The organism is Neorhizobium sp. T6_25, assembly GCF_002968555.1.
Taxonomy (GTDB): Bacteria; Pseudomonadota; Alphaproteobacteria; order Rhizobiales; family Rhizobiaceae; genus Neorhizobium.
Genome location: NZ_PVBL01000015.1, coordinates 1 through 17,799 on the forward strand (window position 1 = coordinate 1; position 17,799 = coordinate 17,799).

The following is a 17,799-nucleotide window of genomic DNA, read 5'->3' on the forward strand; positions in this document are numbered from 1 at the left end:
TACGCGTTGTCGAAGATCATCGCTCAATGCTTGCGCCATCACCCACCTCATCGCTGTAGATGTTGAATCAGCTTCGGCTCGCCGCGTCACCTCACAATCGATTCATCGATCACAGGATCTGCTCTAGCTGAGCGGGTAGGCAGGTCACTAAGCCGTAATGAGAAACGTTTGGCAATTGCAGGCTTTTATAAAGAGGGGATAGATAAGCAATTCCGCGACGGGATGGCAAGTGCGCTGAATTTGTTTGAGGATTATGTGAACACAGATTTGGTGCGTGAACAATTTCTTCAAATGTTTGGCAATGATATGCTGTGTTTTTCGTTATCTGAGGAGTTCGGCATACTACCCATGTGGGCTTTCTATGCTGGAAATCATTCCGGAATTGTTATTGAGGTCTCGACAGAAAGTTCTTGGTTCAAGAACAAAGACGACATATCGAAAACAAGACTGCACAAAGTCCATTACATAGACGGAGTTTTTGATGAGATTTTGGATAATCCCCAGGCAGCGTTCGGCTCAAAAACGACTGTCTGGTCTTATGAAAAAGAATGGCGGATGTATTGTGGGCCTAATGATATTGAAAAAACGATTTCAGCTTCACCAGATCCGATTCACTTGATCGGTTTTCCTTCCGATGTCGTGAAGTCCGTCATTGTTGGCTTTCGTGCGAGCGATGATGTGATTGCAGGTGTAAGGAGGGTAGTAAATAAAAACTATCCTCATGCTGGAATCTTTCTAGCCGCTCCAAATAATAAGACCAGCGCCATCGAGATATCACCTATTTGACTTGCCGCATATCGCAACGGTGCCCGACTAAACTTCGGCTTACACCCGCGCACGGGGCTGGGGCTTATCAGCATGGTGGCTGTTTCAAGCTGCTCGCATAGGAACTCTGCATCCGTGATCACTGTGCGCCGCAGAGGGTCCGAGCAATGTCAAGGGAAAGAATGGTGGGCGATGAGAGACTCGAACTCCCGACATCCTCGGTGTAAACGAGGCGCTCTACCAACTGAGCTAATCGCCCGTTCGCGATTGCGGAGCCTTAGGGCCCGCCGCGTCGGTGGCCGTGATCTATGCGGATCGCGGAAAAACCGCAAGGGCTTTCATGATGTTTTTTTGAAAATTTTGGGGAAGAGCCGACTGGACAGGGGCGTATATGGGGCAGGAGAGGGCAAAGCGACGAGACGTCATCCTTTTGTCTTGAAACGCGCTTGACACCCGATCACGAACCTCTTAGTTAGCCGCTCAACCGAGCGATTGAGGTCGCCCGGCCAAGAGGTTTCGACCTCAAGAGAAATGCGCGGGTGTAGCTCAGTTGGTTAGAGTGCCGGCCTGTCACGCCGGAGGTCGCGGGTTCGAGCCCCGTCACTCGCGCCATTCTCTTCTTCGAACAACCCGCTTTTTACGCTTCTTGGGCGTAGGGGGCGAGCCGTCAGTCGGCATTATGCGCGGGTGTAGCTCAGTCGGTTAGAGTGCCGGCCTGTCACGCCGGAGGTCGCGGGTTCGAGCCCCGTCACTCGCGCCATTTACCATCCGAGAGAACGCCCTTCCCAATATGATTTGGCCGTTGCCGGTCCCTGACGATCACGGCCGGAGGCTGTCGGCACGATGCGACCGCTGATAATCGTTTGAACTGCTCCATTTTGGCGCAGGATGCGACATTCAAAAAGCTTGCGCCGGGGCTTCGGCTGCGCTAACCACGGCTTGTTGCAATGCACGTTCGCTTTGCCTGTGCATTGATATTCAGGCGTCGTCTCCCGACGCTTCAGGCAAGCTGGGATCGAATACAATGAGTGAACTCCTCACTTCCTATATCCCGATCGCGATTTTCATCGGCATTTCCCTGGTGATCGGCATCGCGCTTCTGGTTGCGCCGTTCGCCGTCGCCTACAAGGCGCCCGATTCGGAAAAGCTGTCGGCCTACGAATGCGGCTTCAACGCCTTCGACGATGCGCGCATGAAGTTCGACATTCGCTTCTACCTGGTCTCGATCCTCTTCATCATCTTCGACCTCGAAGTGGCCTTCCTTTTCCCGTGGGCGGTATCGTTCGGTGCGATTGGCTGGTTCGGCTTCTGGTCGATGATGGTATTCCTCGCCGTTCTGACGATCGGCTTTATATATGAATGGAAGAAAGGAGCGCTGGAATGGGAGTAGTCGACAACGGCAGCACTCTCGTCGCGCCACAGCCCAAGGGCATTATCGATCCGAATACGGGCAAGCCCATCGGCAGCGACGACGCGTTCTTCGGCGAGATCAACAATGAGCTCGCCGACAAGGGTTTTCTCGTCACCTCCACGGACGAGCTGATCACCTGGGCCCGCACGGGCTCGCTGATGTGGATGACCTTCGGCCTCGCCTGCTGCGCGGTCGAGATGATGCAGCTTTCGATGCCGCGTTATGACGTCGAGCGCTTCGGGTTTGCGCCGCGCGCCTCGCCGCGCCAGTCGGACGTGATGATCGTCGCCGGCACGCTGACCAACAAGATGGCGCCCGCGCTCCGCAAGGTCTACGACCAGATGCCGGAGCCGCGTTACGTCATCTCCATGGGCTCCTGCGCCAATGGCGGCGGTTATTACCACTATTCCTACTCGGTGGTGCGCGGCTGTGACCGCATCGTGCCGATCGATATCTATGTTCCGGGCTGTCCCCCCACAGCGGAGGCACTGCTCTACGGCGTGCTTCTGCTGCAGAAGAAGATCCGACGGACCGGCACGATCGAGCGCTGAGGCCAGAGGCTAAGGGTAATTGGACAAGATCATGAGTGAAGCCCTGAACGAGCTTTCGACCTACATTCGCGAAGCGCGTGCGTCCCTCGTGGCGGATGCGGAAATCGCCTATGGCGAGCTGACGCTGACCGCGACGGCGGAAAACCTGCTGCCGCTGCTGACCTTCCTGCGTGACGACGTGCAGTGCGGGTTCATCAGCTTCATCGACATCTGCGGTGTGGATTATCCGGCGCGCGAAAAGCGCTTCGACGTGGTCTATCACCTTCTGTCGCCCCGCCAGAACCAGCGTATTCGCATCAAGGTCGCGACCGCCGAGGACGAGCCGGTTCCGTCTGCCTGCCCGGTCTACCCGGGCGCCGACTGGTTCGAGCGCGAAGCCTGGGACATGTACGGCATCCTGTTCACCGGCCATCCGGACCTGCGCCGTATCCTGACGGACTACGGTTTCGAAGGCCATCCGCTGCGCAAGGACTTCCCGACTACCGGTTTCGTCGAGGTTCGCTACGACGACAACGCCAAGCGCGTCGTCTACGAACCCGTCGAGCTGCGCCAGGAATTCCGCAGTTTCGATTTCTTGAGTCCGTGGGAAGGGACAGATTACGTCCTGCCCGGGGATGAAAAGGCGAAAGCCTAAGGATCGGCGCAGCCGCGCCGTCCGTCCGCACTTCTTTCCCGCCCGGTGCGTCACTCCGCCCGGCATGGAGTAAGCAGAATGACCGAACATAACGTCCGCAATTTCAACATCAATTTCGGACCGCAGCATCCGGCGGCGCATGGCGTGTTGCGCCTTGTCCTGGAGCTTGATGGCGAAATCGTCGAGCGCGTCGATCCGCATATCGGTCTTTTGCACCGCGGCACCGAAAAGCTGATCGAGACCAAGACCTATCTGCAGGCGATCCCTTATTTCGACCGCCTCGACTACGTCGCGCCGATGAACCAGGAACATGCTTTCGCGCTCGCCGTCGAAAAGCTCCTGGATATCCAGATCCCGATCCGCGGCCAGCTGATCCGCGTGCTCTATTCGGAAATCGGCCGCATCCTTTCGCATCTCCTCAACGTCACCACGCAGGCGATGGACGTCGGCGCGCTGACGCCGCCGCTCTGGGGTTTCGAAGAGCGCGAAAAGCTGATGGTGTTCTACGAGCGCGCCTCGGGCTCGCGCATGCATGCGGCCTATTTCCGTCCGGGCGGCGTCCATCAGGACCTGCCGCCGGAACTGGTCGAGGATATCGGCATCTGGTGCGATGAATTCCCGGCAAAGCTCGACGACATCGACGACCTGCTCACGGGCAACCGCATCTTCAAGCAGCGCAACGTCGATATCGGCGTCGTCAAGCTCGAAGACGCCTGGGCCTGGGGCTTTTCCGGCGTCATGGTCCGCGGTTCGGGCGCCGCCTGGGATCTGCGCCGCTCGCAGCCCTACGAATGCTATTCCGACCTCGAATTCGATATCCCGATCGGCAAGAACGGTGACTGCTACGACCGTTACCTGATCCGCATGATCGAGATGCGCGAGTCGGTGAAGATCATGAAGCAGTGCGTCAACCGTCTGCTCGGCGATGCCAGGACTGGCCCGTTCTCGTCTACGGACGGCAAGGTCGTGCCGCCGAAGCGCGGCGAGATGAAGCGGTCGATGGAAGCGCTGATCCATCACTTCAAGCTCTATACCGAAGGTTACCACGTGCCGGCCGGCGAGGTTTATGCCGCCGTCGAAGCCCCGAAGGGCGAGTTCGGCGTCTTCCTGGTCGCCGACGGCACCAACAAGCCGTACCGCTGCAAGATTCGCGCGCCGGGTTACGCCCACCTCCAGGCGATGGATTTCATCTGTCGGGGTCACCAGCTGGCCGACGTCTCGGCGGTGCTCGGCTCGATCGACATCGTCTTCGGCGAGGTGGACCGCTGATGCTCCGCGCCGTCGTTTTCGCTGCCCTCGTCTCTGCTGCCCCGGTTGCGTTCGCGCAGCAGGCTCAGACGGATGGCGCGATTTCGACGCAAGGCGGCGGATCGAGGTCGATGAAGGATCTCCTGTCCGAAGGATACGAGATCAAGTCCTCCGTTCCCAGTGGAACAAAGTTCATAGTGTTCATGCAGAAAGACAAGTCTGCCTATGCCTGCGAATTCGTGACGCTCACGAGATCGCGGTGTGGATCCATAAACTGATAAGGCGTGGAAAAGAATGTCCGTTCGTCGATTAGCCGAAGACCAGGTGCAGCCGGCAATTTTCGCCTTCAATGACGAGAATTCCGTCTGGGCCGAGGCAACGATCAGGAAATATCCGGCAGGCCGGCAGCAATCGGCTGTCATCCCGCTCCTGATGCGTGCGCAGGAACAGGATGGCTGGGTGACCCGTGCGGCGATCGAGTTCGTCGCAAACAAGCTCGACATGCCCTATATCCGCGTCCTCGAAGTCGCGACCTTCTACACTCAGTTCCAGCTGAAGCCGGTCGGTACCCGCGCCCATATCCAGGTGTGCGGCACCACCCCCTGCATGCTGCGCGGCGCGGAAGACCTGATGAAGGTCTGTCAGCACAAGATCCACCACGATCCGTTCGCGCTGAACGCCGACGGCACTCTGTCGTGGGAAGAGGTCGAATGTCAGGGCGCCTGCGTCAATGCGCCGATGGTCATCATCTTCAAGGATGCCTATGAGGACCTGACGCCGCAGCGCCTGGAAGAGATCATCGACGCTTTCGAAGCAGGCAAGGGCGATGAGATCAAGCCCGGCCCGCAGATCGACCGCATCTTCTCGGCGCCCGAGGGCGGGCCGCAGACGTTGAACGACGAGATCAAGCCGGTCCGCACCAATCTCGACCCACATCCGAGCGCCGAAGAGGCCGCGGCAGCTGCAAGCATTCCTCCGGCCGATGCCGGGCGTCCGAAGGACACCGCGCCGGAGACGGACCCGAAACTGAAAACCCCTGCCACCGCCCCGGCGGCGGCGGCCGCGAATGCCAAGGCCGCGGAGAAGCAGCCGCTCTCGGCGACTGCGAAGAGCAAACCGGCTCCGAAGACGCCCGGCAGTGCCGCGGAAGGCGCACCGCCGGAACCGGGTGCGGTCTCCGGGGACTTGAAGCCGAAGCGCACACGGCGCAAGACCACGAATGAAGGTGAGTCGTGACATTTGAGAATTTGTGTGCGGCCTTTGAAAAAGGCTGCAATATATCGACTGACAACCGGCTTAATCGCGACGGACTTGTGGAATAGATCATGTTGAAAGATCAGGATCGCATCTTTACCAATATCTACGGCCTCAAGGACAAGTCCCTGAAGGGCGCGATGAGCCGCGGCCATTGGGACGGCACCAAGGAGATCATCGAGAAGGGCCGGGACTGGATCATCAACGAGATGAAGGCTTCGGGACTTCGCGGCCGCGGCGGCGCAGGCTTCCCTACCGGTCTCAAGTGGTCCTTCATGCCGAAGGAGAGCGATGGCCGCCCGCATTACCTCGTGGTCAATGCCGACGAATCCGAGCCCGGCACCTGCAAGGACCGCGAAATCATGCGCCACGATCCGCATACGCTGATCGAAGGCTGCGTCATCGCCGGTTTCGCCATGGGCGCCAACACGGCCTACATCTATGTGCGCGGCGAATACATGCGCGAGCGCGAAGCGCTGCAGGCGGCGATCGACGAGTGCTATGACTTCGGCCTGCTCGGCGGCAACAACAAGCTCGGCTGGGATTTCGACATCTACGTCCACCACGGCGCCGGCGCCTATATCTGCGGCGAAGAAACCGCATTGCTCGAAAGCCTGGAAGGCAAGAAGGGCCAGCCGCGCCTGAAGCCGCCGTTCCCGGCCAACATGGGCCTCTACGGCTGCCCGACCACGGTCAACAACGTCGAATCGATCGCGGTTGCCCCGACCATCCTGCGCCGCGGCGCCGGCTGGTTCTCGTCCATGGGCCGTCCGAACAATGTCGGCACCAAGCTGTTCATGCTCTCCGGCCACGTCAACAAGCCGTGCACCGTCGAAGAAGTGATGGGCATCACCTTCCGTGAGCTGGTCGACAAGCATGCCGGCGGCATCCGCGGCGGCTGGGACAATCTGCTCGCGGTTATCCCGGGCGGCGCATCCTGCCCGATCGTGCCGGCCAAGGACATCATGGACTGCCAAATGGATTTCGACGGCCTGCGTGCCGTCGGCTCCTCGTTCGGCACCGCCGGCGCCATCGTCATGGACAAGTCCACGGACGTCATCAAGGCGATCGCCCGCATCTCGGCCTTCTTCAAGCACGAAAGCTGCGGCCAGTGCACGCCGTGCCGCGAAGGCACCGGCTGGATGTGGCGGGTTCTGGAGCGCATGGTCAAGGGCAATGCCCAGAAGCGCGAAATCGACATGCTGTTCCAGGTGACCAAGCAGATCGAAGGTCACACCATCTGCGCGCTCGGCGATGCGGCGGCCTGGCCTGTCCAGGGCCTGATCCGGCATTTCCGTCCGGAGATCGAAGCACGTATCGACCAGTATACCCGAAACGCGGCGGCGCATGGCGCCGTCCTGGAAGCTGCGGAGTAGCCACGTGACGAAGTCGGGCAAAGAGCATGAACGGGAGGCGACGGATCGTCCGGCGCTCGATCCAGCGCGCATGTCCGATTTTTCCGAGGCGATGAAGCTCAATCCGCTGATGGCGAACATGGCGGCCGCAACCGCGATCGGTTTCGGTATTGCCACCCAGATGGCCGGAGTGTTCTTCGGTGCGCTGCAGGGCGCGATGGAAGCGGGCAATCGCCAGAAGGCCGGCGATCCAAATCCGGCCGAGGCGTCGCCGATCGCGGAAACGCCAGCCCCTGAAAAAACGCCAGCGTCTGCGGAAACGCCGGCTGTTGCAGAACCGGTCGTCGCAGCAGCGACGGCGAAGCCGGTCGCCGCCAAGCCGAAGGCGCCCCGCAAGGCAGCTGCTCCGGCTCTCAAGGCGGCACCCGTTGCCGAACCGGTCAGGAAGCCGGCCGCCAAGGCTGCGCCGGCAAAAGCTGCGCCCAAGGCCGCACCTAAGGTTTCGGCCAGGCAGCCGGCACCGGTGAAGCCGACGAAGGCGAAGACGGCCAAGGCATCTGCCGGCGGCGGAGACCTCAAGCGGATTTCGGGCATCGGCCCGAAGCTGGAAGGGGTCCTGAATGACATGGGCGTGACGAGCCTTGCGCAGGTCGCGGCCTGGAACGAGGCCGATATCGCCCGCTTCGACAAGGAATTGGGTTTCGAGGGACGCATCAGCCGCGACGACTGGGTCGGCCAGGCGAAAGCTCTGTTGAAATAAAAGAATATGTCCCCGAGTCGCCTGACCCCCAGGAGACCCAAAGGATGGAACTAAGGACGTAAGTGAGACGATGGTTAAGCTGAAGGTTGACGGCAAAGAGGTCGAAGTTCCGGATCATTTCACGCTGCTTCAGGCATGCGAGGAAGCCGGCGCCGAGGTCCCGCGCTTTTGTTTCCACGAACGTCTTTCGGTCGCCGGCAATTGCCGCATGTGCTTGATCGAAGTGAAGGGCGGACCGCCGAAGCCGGCAGCCTCCTGCGCCATGGGCGTGCGCGATGTCCGCGGCGGACCGAACGGCGAGCTGCCGGAAATCTTCACCAATACGCCGATGGTCAAGAAGGCCCGCGAAGGCGTGATGGAATTCCTGCTGATCAACCATCCGCTGGATTGCCCGATCTGCGACCAGGGCGGTGAATGCGATCTGCAGGACCAGGCGATGGCCTTCGGCATCGACAGTTCCCGCTACACGGAAAACAAGCGCGCCGTCGAAGACAAGTATATCGGCCCGCTGGTCAAGACAGTGATGAACCGCTGCATCCACTGCACGCGCTGCGTCCGCTTCACCACCGAAGTCGGCGGCATTTCCGAACTCGGCCTGATCGGCCGCGGCGAGGATGCCGAGATCACCACCTATCTCGAAAGTGCCATGACGTCGGAACTGCAGGGCAATGTGATCGATCTTTGCCCGGTCGGTGCGCTGACCTCGCGTCCCTTCGCCTTCACCGCCCGTCCGTGGGAACTCGGCAAGACCGAATCGATCGACGTCATGGACGCCGTCGGCTCGGCGATCCGCGTCGATACCCGCGGCCGCGAAGTGATGCGCATCATGCCGCGCGTCAACGAGCAGGTGAACGAGGAGTGGATCTCGGACAAGACCCGTTTCATCTGGGACGGCCTGAAGACCCAGCGCCTTGACCGGCCTTATGTCCGCAAGGACGGCCGCCTTCAGGCCGCTTCCTGGGGCGAAGCCTTCGGCGCCATCAAGGCCGGCGTTTCCGCAACGTCGGCTGCAAAGATCGGCGCGATTGCCGGCGATCTGGCTTCGGTCGAGGAAATGTACGCCTTGAAGGAGCTGATCCGGTCGCTCGGATCGGAAAACCTCGACTGTCGCCAGGACGGGACGGCGCTTGATCCGTCGCTCGGCCGCGCAAGCTACATCTTTAACCCGACCATTGAAGGCATCGAACAGGCCGACGCTCTGCTCCTGGTCGGCGCCAATCCGCGCCTCGAGGCCGCAGTCCTCAACGCCCGCATCCGCAAGCGCTTCCGCCGCGGCAACTTCCCGATCGGCGTGATCGGTGAAGTCAGCGAACTGCGTTACGTCTACGACTATCTCGGTGCAGGCGCCGAGACGCTCACCGACCTCGCGTCCGGCGCAAACAGCTTCGCCGACAAGCTGCGGGCTGCAAAGAACCCGATGATCATTATAGGGCAGGGGGCTCTTTCCCGTGCCGACGGCGCGGCGATCCTTAGCTCGGCCGCCCAGCTTGCCGGCTCGGTCGGCGCGCTGACCGACGAGTGGAACGGCTTTGCCGTCCTGCACACTGCCGCTGCCCGCGTCGGTGGCCTCGACCTCGGCTTCGTGCCGGGTGCGAAGGGCGCCAATGCCAGCGCCCAACTAGCCGGCATGGACGTCCTCTTCCTGCTCGGTGCCGACGAACTCGACTTCTCGAAGAAGGGCGCCAAGTTCACCGTCTATATCGGCAGCCACGGCGATGCCGGCGCGCACAATGCCGACGTTATCCTGCCGGGTGCCGCCTATACCGAAAAGTCCGGCACCTGGGTCAATACCGAAGGCCGCGTCCAGATGGGCAACCGCGCCGGCTTCGCGCCCGGCGAGGCGCGCGAAGACTGGGCGATTATCCGCGCTCTCTCCGACGTGCTCGGAAGCAAGCTGCCTTTCGATTCGCTGAGCGCCCTGCGTGCGAAACTCTATGCGGATTACCCGCATTTCGCCGCTATCGACGCGATTGCGGCGGGCTCGGTGAACGAAATTGCCGCACTTGGCCAAAAAGCGGGTGGTATGACGAAGTCCGGGTTTGCGTCGCCGATCAAAGACTTCTATTTGACGAACCCGATCGCTCGCGCGTCTGCCGTCATGGCTGAATGCTCGGCATTGGCCCGCAACAATTTCCAGGCTGCGGCGGAGTAATTTTGAACATGGACTCGTTCTTTTCCATCTACGTCTGGCCGGGCATCGTCATGGTCGCGCAGTCGCTTCTGCTGCTGGTCTGCCTGCTCGTCTTCATCGCTTATGTTCTGCTTGCCGACCGCAAGATCTGGGCGGCGGTCCAGCTGCGCCGCGGCCCGAACGTCGTCGGCCCCTTCGGCCTGTTCCAGTCCTTCGCCGACCTTTTGAAGTTCGTCTTCAAGGAGCCGGTCATTCCGGCTGGCGCCAACAAGGCCGTTTTCCTGCTCGCGCCGCTGGTTGCCGTGCTCCTGGCCCTGTCGACCTGGGCGGTGGTGCCGCTCGCGGACGGATGGGTCATCGCCAACATCAATGTCGGCATCCTCTATATCTTTGCGATCTCCTCGCTCGAAGTCTACGGCATCATCATGGGTGGCTGGGCTTCGAACTCGAAATATCCGTTCCTCGGCGCGCTCCGTTCGGCGGCGCAGATGGTCTCCTACGAAGTCTCGATCGGCTTCGTCATCGTCACCGTTCTGCTCTGCGTCGGTTCGCTGAACCTCACCGATATCGTCAATGCCCAGCATGACGGCCTCGGCACGAGAATGGGCTTGCCAGCTTCCTTCCTGGATTGGCACTGGCTCGCGCTGTTCCCGATGTTCGTGGTGTTCTTCATCTCGGCGCTCGCCGAAACCAACCGTCCGCCCTTCGATCTTCCCGAAGCGGAATCGGAACTGGTCGCCGGCTTCATGGTCGAGTACGGCTCCTCGCCATACATGATGTTCATGCTCGGCGAATACGCAGCCGTCTGCCTGATGTGCGCGCTGACGACCATCCTGTTCCTCGGGGGCTGGCTGCCGCCGGTCGATATCTGGCTCCTCAACTGGGTACCGGGCATCGTCTGGTTCATGCTGAAGTCGATGCTCGTCTTCTTCATGTTCGCCATGGTGAAGGCCTTCGTTCCGCGCTACCGCTACGACCAGCTCATGCGCCTTGGCTGGAAGATCTTCCTGCCGCTGTCGCTCGCCATGGTCGTCATTACCGCATTCGTGCTGAAGCTGGCGGGATGGGCATGATCATGATCGTGAACATGTCCGTCCAAGCTTCCGGCATCATTGGAGAATAAAGATGGCAAGTCTCGGCCAAGCCGTGAATTCGCTGTTCCTGAAGGAGTTCGTCGGCGCGTTCTTCCTGTCGATGCGCTACTTCTTCAAGCAGAAGGCGACGATCAACTACCCGTTCGAAAAGGGCCCGGTCTCGCCGCGTTTCCGGGGCGAACACGCGTTGCGCCGTTATCCGAACGGCGAGGAACGCTGCATCGCCTGCAAGCTCTGCGAGGCGATCTGTCCTGCCCAGGCGATCACCATCGAGGCAGGCCCGCGCCGCAACGACGGCACCCGCCGCACGGTGCGTTACGATATCGACATGGTGAAGTGCATCTATTGCGGCTTCTGCCAGGAAGCCTGCCCGGTGGATGCGATCGTCGAGGGCCCGAATTTCGAATTCTCGACCGAGACGCGCGAAGAACTCTATTTCGACAAGGCGCGTCTCCTGGAAAACGGCGACCGCTGGGAGCGCGAAATCGCGCGCAACATGGCAATCGATGCGCCCTACCGCTAAGGCGGGGTGATTTGTCCGGCGGCCCCCCTCAGCGGGTGGTGCGCCGGTGACATCTGGATGAAATACCCGGCGCATATCACAAGGCCGGGTTTCGACGGGTAGGGGCATTCGCCCCGATCCCGGTGAGGGACGAAAAGGCACCACGATGGGTCTGCAGGCAATCTTCTTCTATCTCTTCGCGTTCATCGCGGTGGCGTCGGCGTTCATGGTCATTTCGGCCAAGAACCCGGTGCACTCGGTGCTGTTCCTCATCCTGGTCTTCTTCAACGCCGCCGGTCTCTTCCTGCTGACGGGCGCCGAATTCCTGGCGATGATCCTGCTGGTCGTCTATATCGGCGCGGTTGCGGTTCTCTTCCTCTTCGTCGTCATGATGCTCGATATCGACTTTGCGGAACTGCGCTCGGGCGTGCTGCAATATGCGCCGATCGGCATGCTGGTCGGTCTGATCGTCGCCGCCGAACTGGTGGTCGTCATCGGCGGCAGCGTGCTCACGCCGGAAGCGGCCAAGGCGATCACCATGCCGATCCCGAACCCGGCCAGCCGCACCAACACGGCGGCGTTAGGCGACGTGCTTTATACGAACTACGTCTACTTCTTCCAGATCGCCGGTCTGGTGCTTCTGGTGGCGATGATCGGCGCGATCGTGCTGACCCTGCGTCACCGCACCAATACCAAGCGACAGGATGTTTCCAAGCAGGTGGCCCGCACGCCGGCGACAGCCGTCGAAGTGGTCAAGGTCAAGCCGGGCCAGGGCGTCTGAGGCGGGAAAAAGGAATAAAGACATGGAAATCGGACTTTCCCATTACCTCACGGTCAGCGCCATCCTCTTCACGCTCGGCGTTTTCGGCATCTTCCTGAACCGCAAGAACGTCATCATCATCCTGATGTCGGTGGAGCTCATCCTGCTCTCGGTCAACCTGAACATGGTGGCCTTCTCCTCCTTCCTGAACGACATCGTCGGCCAGGTCTTCGCATTGTTCATTCTGACCGTGGCGGCCGCCGAAGCGGCCATCGGTCTTGCAATTCTCGTCGTCTTCTACCGCAACCGCGGTTCGATCGCCGTCGAAGACGTCAATATGATGAAGGGCTGATCGGGTCATGATCTACAAGGCAATCGTCTTTCTTCCCCTGATCGGCTTCCTGATCGCCGGCCTGTTCGGCCGTTCGATCGGCGCAAAGGCGTCCGAATACGTCACCAGCGGCCTGATGATCATAGCGGCCGTGCTCTCCTGGATCGTCTTCTTCAACGTCGCGCTCGCCCATGGCGAAGCAGGCGAGGTGATCAAGGTTCCGGTCATGCGCTGGATCCAGTCCGGCGGCATCGACGTCGAATGGGCTTTTCGCGTCGATACGCTGACGGCGGTCATGTTCGTCGTCGTCAACACCGTCTCGACGCTCGTGCATGTCTATTCGATCGGCTACATGCACCACGACCCGCATCGGCCGCGCTTCTTCGCCTATCTTTCGCTGTTCACCTTTGCGATGCTGATGCTGATCACGTCGGACAACCTCGCCCAGATGTTCTTCGGCTGGGAAGGCGTCGGTCTGGCGTCCTACCTGCTCATCGGCTTCTGGTACAAGAAGCCGTCCGCTTCGGCTGCCGCGATGAAGGCCTTCATCGTCAACCGCGTCGGCGACTTCGGGTTCGTTCTCGGCATTGCCGGCGTCTTCGTCCTGTTCGGCTCGATCAGCTTCGAGACGATCTTTGCGGCTGCCGCCACCTACCTGCCGGCCGCAGGCTCGCCGGAAGCGTCCCAGGCGGTCGTCAACATCTTCGGCATGTCGCTTGACAAGGCAAACGCGGTCACCGTCGTCTGCCTGCTGCTGTTCATGGGCGCGATGGGCAAGTCGGCGCAGTTCCTGCTGCACACCTGGCTTCCGGATGCCATGGAAGGCCCGACCCCGGTGTCTGCGCTTATCCATGCCGCGACCATGGTCACCGCCGGCGTCTTCCTCGTCGCCCGCATGTCGCCGATCTTCGAACTGTCGCCCAATGCCCTGCTGGTCGTCACGATCATCGGCGCGATCACCGCCTTCTTCGCGGCGACCGTCGGCCTCGTCCAGAACGACATCAAGCGTGTCATCGCCTATTCGACCTGCTCGCAGCTCGGCTACATGTTCGTGGCGCTTGGGGTCGGGGCCTATGGCGCCGCGATCTTCCACCTCTTCACCCACGCCTTCTTCAAGGCGCTGCTGTTCCTTGGCGCCGGCTCGGTCATCCATGCCGTCGACGGCGAGCAGGACATGCGCTACATGGGCGGCCTCAGGAAGCACATTCCGGTCACCTTCTGGATGATGACGATCGGCACGCTGGCGCTGACCGGCGTCGGCATCCCGGGAACCATGTTCGGTTTCGCCGGCTTCTTCTCCAAGGACGTGATCATCGAAAGCGCCTATTCGTCCCATTCGGCGGCGGCGGGCTTTGCCTTCACGCTTCTGGTCATCGCCGCGCTGTTCACCAGCTTCTATTCCTGGCGTCTCGCTTTCCTGACCTTCTTCGGCAAGCCGCGCGCCTCCGCCGACGTCATGCACCATGTGCATGAATCGCCGATGGTCATGCTGGCGCCGCTCTATATCCTTGCCGCCGGTGCGGTTCTCGCCGGCGTTCTGTTCGAAGGTTATTTCTTCGGCCACGAATATGCCGAGTTCTGGAAGGGCGCGCTGTTCACGCTTCCGGAGAACAAGATCCTCGAAGAGTTCCATCACGTGCCGGTCCTGGTCGCCTGGAGTCCCTTCATCGCCATGGCGGTCGGTTTCGTCACTGCCTGGTATTTCTACATCAAGTCGCCTTCGACGCCCCGTCGTCTCGCCGCTTCGCAGAAGGTCCTCTACGAGTTCCTGCTCAACAAGTGGTATTTCGACGAACTCTACGACTTCCTCTTCGTCCGCTCCGCCAAGGCGCTCGGCCGGTTCCTGTGGAAGAAGGGTGACGTCGGCGTCATCGATACCTACGGCCCGAACGGCGTTGCCGCCCGAGTGGTCGACGTCACCAACCGGGTGGTCAAGCTGCAGTCCGGTTACCTCTATCACTATGCGTTCGCGATGCTGATCGGCATCGCCGCCCTCGTCACCTGGATGATGCTCGGGAGCTCGATCTAATGACCGACTGGCCAATTCTCTCGACGGTCACCTTCCTGCCGCTGGTCGGCGTGCTGTTGCTGCTTCTGACACGGGAAGACGGGCCCTTCGGGCGCCGCAACATCCTCAACGTCTCGCTGTTCACGACGGTCTTCACCTTCGTCGTCTCGCTGTTCATCTGGATCAGCTTCGACAATTCGAATGCCGGCTTCCAGATGGTCGAGAAGCATGACTGGCTCGGCACCGGCATTTCCTATCATCTCGGCGTCGACGGCATTTCCATGCTGTTCGTCATCCTGACGACCTTCCTGATGCCCTTCTGCGTGCTCGCCAGCTGGAATACGATCGAGAAGCGCCTCAAGGAGTACATGATCGCCTTCCTGCTTCTGGAAGTGGTCATGACCGGCGTCTTCGTGTCGCTCGATATCGTTCTCTTCTACGTCTTCTTCGAAGCGACCCTCATCCCGATGTTCGTCATCATCGGTGTGTGGGGCGGCAAGGACCGCGTCTACGCCTCCTACAAGTTCTTCCTCTATACGCTGCTCGGCTCGGTGCTGATGATGCTCGCCATCATGGCCATGTACTGGCAGGCCGGCACCACAGACATGACCGCGCTTCTGAAATACGGCTTCCCGGCCGGCATGCAGACCTGGCTCTGGCTCGCCTGCTTTGCGGCCTTCTCGGTGAAGATGCCGATGTGGCCGGTCCATACCTGGCTTCCGGACGCGCACGTCCAGGCTCCGACCGCTGGCTCGGTGATCCTGGCCGGTGTCATGCTGAAGCTCGGCGGTTACGGGATGATCCGTTTCTCGCTCGCCATGTTCCCGATCGCGTCCGAACATTTCGCGCCGCTGGTCTTCTCGCTGTCGGTCATCGCCATCATCTACACCTCGCTGGTGGCGATGATGCAGGACGACATCAAGAAGCTGATCGCCTATTCGTCGGTCGCCCACATGGGTTACGTGACCATGGGGATCTTTGCCGCCAACGTGCAGGGAGTGCAGGGCGCGATCTTCCAGATGCTGTCGCACGGCATCGTCTCGGGCGCACTCTTCCTCTGCGTCGGCGTTGTCTACGACCGTCTCCACACCCGTGAGATCTCGGCTTATGGCGGTCTCGTCAACAACATGCCGAAATACGCCGTCGCCTTCATGATCTTCACCATGGCCAATGTCGGCCTGCCGGGCACGTCCGGCTTCGTCGGCGAATTCCTGACGATCATCGGCGTCTTCCGGGTCAACACCTGGGTCGCCCTGTTTGCGGCCACCGGCGTCATCCTCTCGGCCTCCTACGCGCTCTGGCTTTATCGCCGGGTGATCTTCGGGGCGCTCGAGAAGGAAAGCCTCAAAGGCCTGCTCGACCTTTCCGGCCGCGAGAAGCTCATTCTCTATCCGCTGATCGCGATCACCATCTTCTACGGCTTCTATCCGGCGCCGATCTTCGATGCGACGGCAGCATCGGTAGATTTGCTGGTGAACAATTATTCCGCAGCCCTGGCAGCAGCGAAAGACCTTGCACTCAACGTGCACTGAGACGGGACACGACTGGACATGACCGCTGAAATTCTCTCCCTAAGCCTGCAGCTCTCGATGCCGGAGATCATCCTGGCCGTGGGCGCGCTCGCTCTTCTGATGATCGGCGTCTTCTCCGGCGACAAGTCCGCGCCGACGGTGACGGGGCTTGCGGTAGCACTGCTGGCGGTCGCCGGCCTCTGGCTGATCTTCATGCCCGGAGAGGGCGTGGCCTATGGCGGCGCCTTCAAGCTGGATGCCTTCGGCCGCTTCATGAAGGTCCTGGCGCTCATCGGTTCGATCACCGCCATGGTCATGTCCGTCGGCCATGCGAAGTCGGATCTGCTCAACCGCTTCGAGTTCCCGGTGCTTCTGGTTCTGTCGACGCTGGGCATGCTGCTGCTGATCTCGGCGAACGACCTGATCGCGTTCTACCTCGCCCTTGAACTGATGTCGCTGGCGCTTTATGTTATCGCCGCCTTCAACCGGGACAGTCTGCGCTCGACCGAAGCCGGCCTCAAATATTTCGTCCTCGGCGCGCTCTCCTCCGGCATGATGCTTTACGGCATGTCGCTGGTCTACGGCTTCACCGGCAATACCGGCTTTGAAGGCATCGCCAAGGTTCTCACTGCCGAGACCCGCGGCCTGGGCTTGATCTTCGGCATGGTTTTCGTGCTCGCCGGCGCCTGCTTCAAGATCTCCGCCGTGCCATTCCACATGTGGACACCGGACGTCTATGAAGGCGCGCCGACCCCCGTCACCGCCTTCTTCGCCGCCGGTCCGAAGGTTGCCGCCATGGCTATCCTGGTTCGCATCGTGTCCGACGCCTTCCTGCCGCTCGTTGCCGACTGGCGCCAGATCATCGTCTTCGTATCGATTGCCTCCATGCTGCTCGGCTCGTTCGCCGCGATCGGCCAGCGCAACATCAAGCGACTGATGGCCTATTCCTCGATTGGCCACATGGGCTACGCGCTGGTCGGCCTTGCCGCCGGCTCCGAGACGGGCGTCTCGGGCGTCGTCCTCTACATGACCATCTATATGGTCATGACCTTGGGCACCTTCGCCTGCATCATGGCGATGCGCCGCAAGGACGGTGAAAATGTCGAGAATGTCGACGATCTCGCCGGCCTGTCGTCCACCAAGCCGTTCATGGCGATCGTGCTGACTGCGCTGATGTTCTCGATGGCCGGCATTCCGCCGCTGGCAGGCTTCTTCGCAAAGTATTTCGTGTTCGTCGCAGCGATTGAAGCCAAGCTCTATGCGCTGGCCGTCATCGGCGTGCTCTCCTCGGTCGTCGGCGCCTATTATTACCTGCGCATCGTCAAGCTGATGTGGTTCGATGAAGCCAAGGGCGAGTTCGCCCGCATCTCCGGCGAATTGCGCCTGGTCTTCGGTCTCTCCGGCCTCTTCGTTGTGGCCTATGTGCTGATCGGCGGACCGATCGGCACGGCGGCAAGTGCTGCCGCGAAGTCCTTCTTCTGAGA

At 60.8% G+C, this 17,799-nt stretch carries 17 protein-coding genes and 3 tRNA genes; 19 read left to right on the top strand and 1 reads right to left on the bottom strand.

Annotated features, from left to right (window positions below; translation table 11 throughout):
• Nucleotides 1-168: 168 nt before the first annotated feature.
• Nucleotides 169-786, top strand: coding sequence for a DUF2971 domain-containing protein (locus C5L10_RS19480; RefSeq protein ID WP_105431057.1), 618 nt, complete (start codon nucleotides 169-171; stop codon nucleotides 784-786).
• 162 nt (nucleotides 787-948) lie between these two features.
• On the opposite strand, the gene C5L10_RS19485 is transcribed toward C5L10_RS19480, so the two are convergent.
• Nucleotides 949-1,024 (bottom strand) — tRNA-Val (locus C5L10_RS19485).
• Between the two features lie 276 nt (nucleotides 1,025-1,300).
• Between C5L10_RS19485 and C5L10_RS19490 the strand changes: the two genes are divergently transcribed.
• The 18 genes from C5L10_RS19490 to nuoN all read left to right on the top strand — a co-directional run bounded on the left by C5L10_RS19490 (nucleotide 1,301) and on the right by nuoN (nucleotide 17,797).
• A tRNA-Asp gene (locus C5L10_RS19490) sits at nucleotides 1,301-1,377 on the top strand.
• A 71-nt stretch (nucleotides 1,378-1,448) separates the two neighbouring features.
• Nucleotides 1,449-1,525 (top strand) — tRNA-Asp (locus tag C5L10_RS19495).
• A gap of 264 nt (nucleotides 1,526-1,789) precedes the next feature.
• Complete coding sequence (locus tag C5L10_RS19500; RefSeq protein WP_037080537.1) at nucleotides 1,790-2,155, top strand: NADH-quinone oxidoreductase subunit A; 366 nt, start codon at nucleotides 1,790-1,792, stop codon at nucleotides 2,153-2,155.
• On the top strand, nucleotides 2,146-2,727 hold the full coding sequence (locus C5L10_RS19505) for an NADH-quinone oxidoreductase subunit B family protein (protein WP_037080534.1): 582 nt from the start codon (nucleotides 2,146-2,148) through the stop codon (nucleotides 2,725-2,727). The genes C5L10_RS19500 and C5L10_RS19505 overlap by 10 nt, the downstream gene beginning before the upstream one ends.
• Nucleotides 2,728-2,758: 31 nt before the next feature.
• Nucleotides 2,759-3,361: an NADH-quinone oxidoreductase subunit C gene (locus C5L10_RS19510; RefSeq protein ID WP_105425087.1), complete on the top strand. Its 603-nt coding sequence runs from the start codon at nucleotides 2,759-2,761 to the stop codon at nucleotides 3,359-3,361.
• A gap of 78 nt (nucleotides 3,362-3,439) precedes the next feature.
• Nucleotides 3,440-4,630, top strand: coding sequence for an NADH-quinone oxidoreductase subunit D (locus tag C5L10_RS19515; RefSeq protein WP_105424859.1), 1,191 nt, complete (start codon nucleotides 3,440-3,442; stop codon nucleotides 4,628-4,630).
• Nucleotides 4,627-4,887 (top strand): hypothetical protein, encoded by a 261-nt coding sequence (locus tag C5L10_RS34390; protein ID WP_371411959.1) that lies wholly within the window; start codon nucleotides 4,627-4,629, stop codon nucleotides 4,885-4,887. The genes C5L10_RS19515 and C5L10_RS34390 overlap by 4 nt, the downstream gene beginning before the upstream one ends.
• 16 nt (nucleotides 4,888-4,903) lie before the next feature.
• Nucleotides 4,904-5,845: an NADH-quinone oxidoreductase subunit NuoE gene (gene nuoE, locus C5L10_RS19525; protein ID WP_245448053.1), complete on the top strand. Its 942-nt coding sequence runs from the start codon at nucleotides 4,904-4,906 to the stop codon at nucleotides 5,843-5,845.
• An 89-nt stretch (nucleotides 5,846-5,934) separates the two neighbouring features.
• The gene (gene nuoF / locus C5L10_RS19530; protein WP_105431058.1) at nucleotides 5,935-7,239 is read left to right on the top strand and encodes an NADH-quinone oxidoreductase subunit NuoF; all 1,305 of its coding nucleotides are present in this window, start codon (nucleotides 5,935-5,937) and stop codon (nucleotides 7,237-7,239) included.
• Between the two features lie 4 nt (nucleotides 7,240-7,243).
• A complete protein-coding gene (locus tag C5L10_RS19535) occupies nucleotides 7,244-7,978 on the top strand; it encodes a 5' DNA nuclease (protein WP_245448055.1) in 735 nt (244 codons plus the stop codon).
• Nucleotides 7,979-8,048: 70 nt separating this feature from the next.
• Entirely contained in the window at nucleotides 8,049-10,130 is a 2,082-nt protein-coding gene (gene nuoG / locus C5L10_RS19540; protein ID WP_105431060.1) for an NADH-quinone oxidoreductase subunit NuoG, read from the top strand.
• A gap of 8 nt (nucleotides 10,131-10,138) precedes the next feature.
• A complete protein-coding gene (nuoH, locus tag C5L10_RS19545; RefSeq protein WP_038593139.1) occupies nucleotides 10,139-11,182 on the top strand; it encodes an NADH-quinone oxidoreductase subunit NuoH in 1,044 nt (347 codons plus the stop codon).
• A gap of 52 nt (nucleotides 11,183-11,234) precedes the next feature.
• A complete protein-coding gene (gene nuoI, locus C5L10_RS19550) occupies nucleotides 11,235-11,726 on the top strand; it encodes an NADH-quinone oxidoreductase subunit NuoI (protein ID WP_037080524.1) in 492 nt (163 codons plus the stop codon).
• Nucleotides 11,727-11,871: 145 nt separating this feature from the next.
• The gene (locus tag C5L10_RS19555; protein ID WP_105431061.1) at nucleotides 11,872-12,486 is read left to right on the top strand and encodes an NADH-quinone oxidoreductase subunit J; all 615 of its coding nucleotides are present in this window, start codon (nucleotides 11,872-11,874) and stop codon (nucleotides 12,484-12,486) included.
• 22 nt (nucleotides 12,487-12,508) lie between these two features.
• Complete coding sequence (nuoK, locus tag C5L10_RS19560) at nucleotides 12,509-12,817, top strand: NADH-quinone oxidoreductase subunit NuoK (protein WP_007772674.1); 309 nt, start codon at nucleotides 12,509-12,511, stop codon at nucleotides 12,815-12,817.
• Between the two features lie 7 nt (nucleotides 12,818-12,824).
• On the top strand, nucleotides 12,825-14,825 hold the full coding sequence (gene nuoL, locus C5L10_RS19565) for an NADH-quinone oxidoreductase subunit L (RefSeq protein ID WP_046636578.1): 2,001 nt from the start codon (nucleotides 12,825-12,827) through the stop codon (nucleotides 14,823-14,825).
• A complete protein-coding gene (locus C5L10_RS19570; protein ID WP_105431062.1) occupies nucleotides 14,825-16,336 on the top strand; it encodes an NADH-quinone oxidoreductase subunit M in 1,512 nt (503 codons plus the stop codon). Before nuoL ends, C5L10_RS19570 begins: the two co-directional genes overlap by 1 nt.
• A gap of 18 nt (nucleotides 16,337-16,354) precedes the next feature.
• Nucleotides 16,355-17,797, top strand: a complete 1,443-nt coding sequence (gene nuoN, locus C5L10_RS19575) for an NADH-quinone oxidoreductase subunit NuoN (RefSeq protein WP_105431063.1) — start codon at nucleotides 16,355-16,357, stop codon at nucleotides 17,795-17,797.
• Nucleotides 17,798-17,799 lie beyond the last annotated feature (2 nt).

Bases quoted from the DNA above. Each gene is read 5' to 3' on its own strand.
- nuoH (WP_038593139.1), top strand. From the start codon at position 10,139: ATGGACTCGTTCTTTTCCATCTACGTCTGGCCGGGCATCGTCATGGTC.
- nuoK (WP_007772674.1), top strand. From the start codon at position 12,509: ATGGAAATCGGACTTTCCCATTACCTCACGGTCAGCGCCATCCTCTTC.
- C5L10_RS19555 (WP_105431061.1), top strand. From the start codon at position 11,872: ATGGGTCTGCAGGCAATCTTCTTCTATCTCTTCGCGTTCATCGCGGTG.
- C5L10_RS19510 (WP_105425087.1), top strand. From the start codon at position 2,759: ATGAGTGAAGCCCTGAACGAGCTTTCGACCTACATTCGCGAAGCGCGT.
- C5L10_RS19515 (WP_105424859.1), top strand. From the start codon at position 3,440: ATGACCGAACATAACGTCCGCAATTTCAACATCAATTTCGGACCGCAG.
- nuoN (WP_105431063.1), top strand. From the start codon at position 16,355: ATGACCGCTGAAATTCTCTCCCTAAGCCTGCAGCTCTCGATGCCGGAG.
- nuoL (WP_046636578.1), top strand. From the start codon at position 12,825: ATGATCTACAAGGCAATCGTCTTTCTTCCCCTGATCGGCTTCCTGATC.
- nuoI (WP_037080524.1), top strand. From the start codon at position 11,235: ATGGCAAGTCTCGGCCAAGCCGTGAATTCGCTGTTCCTGAAGGAGTTC.
- nuoF (WP_105431058.1), top strand. From the start codon at position 5,935: ATGTTGAAAGATCAGGATCGCATCTTTACCAATATCTACGGCCTCAAG.
- C5L10_RS19505 (WP_037080534.1), top strand. From the start codon at position 2,146: ATGGGAGTAGTCGACAACGGCAGCACTCTCGTCGCGCCACAGCCCAAG.
- nuoE (WP_245448053.1), top strand. From the start codon at position 4,904: ATGTCCGTTCGTCGATTAGCCGAAGACCAGGTGCAGCCGGCAATTTTC.
- C5L10_RS19500 (WP_037080537.1), top strand. From the start codon at position 1,790: ATGAGTGAACTCCTCACTTCCTATATCCCGATCGCGATTTTCATCGGC.
- C5L10_RS19570 (WP_105431062.1), top strand. From the start codon at position 14,825: ATGACCGACTGGCCAATTCTCTCGACGGTCACCTTCCTGCCGCTGGTC.
- nuoG (WP_105431060.1), top strand. From the start codon at position 8,049: ATGGTTAAGCTGAAGGTTGACGGCAAAGAGGTCGAAGTTCCGGATCAT.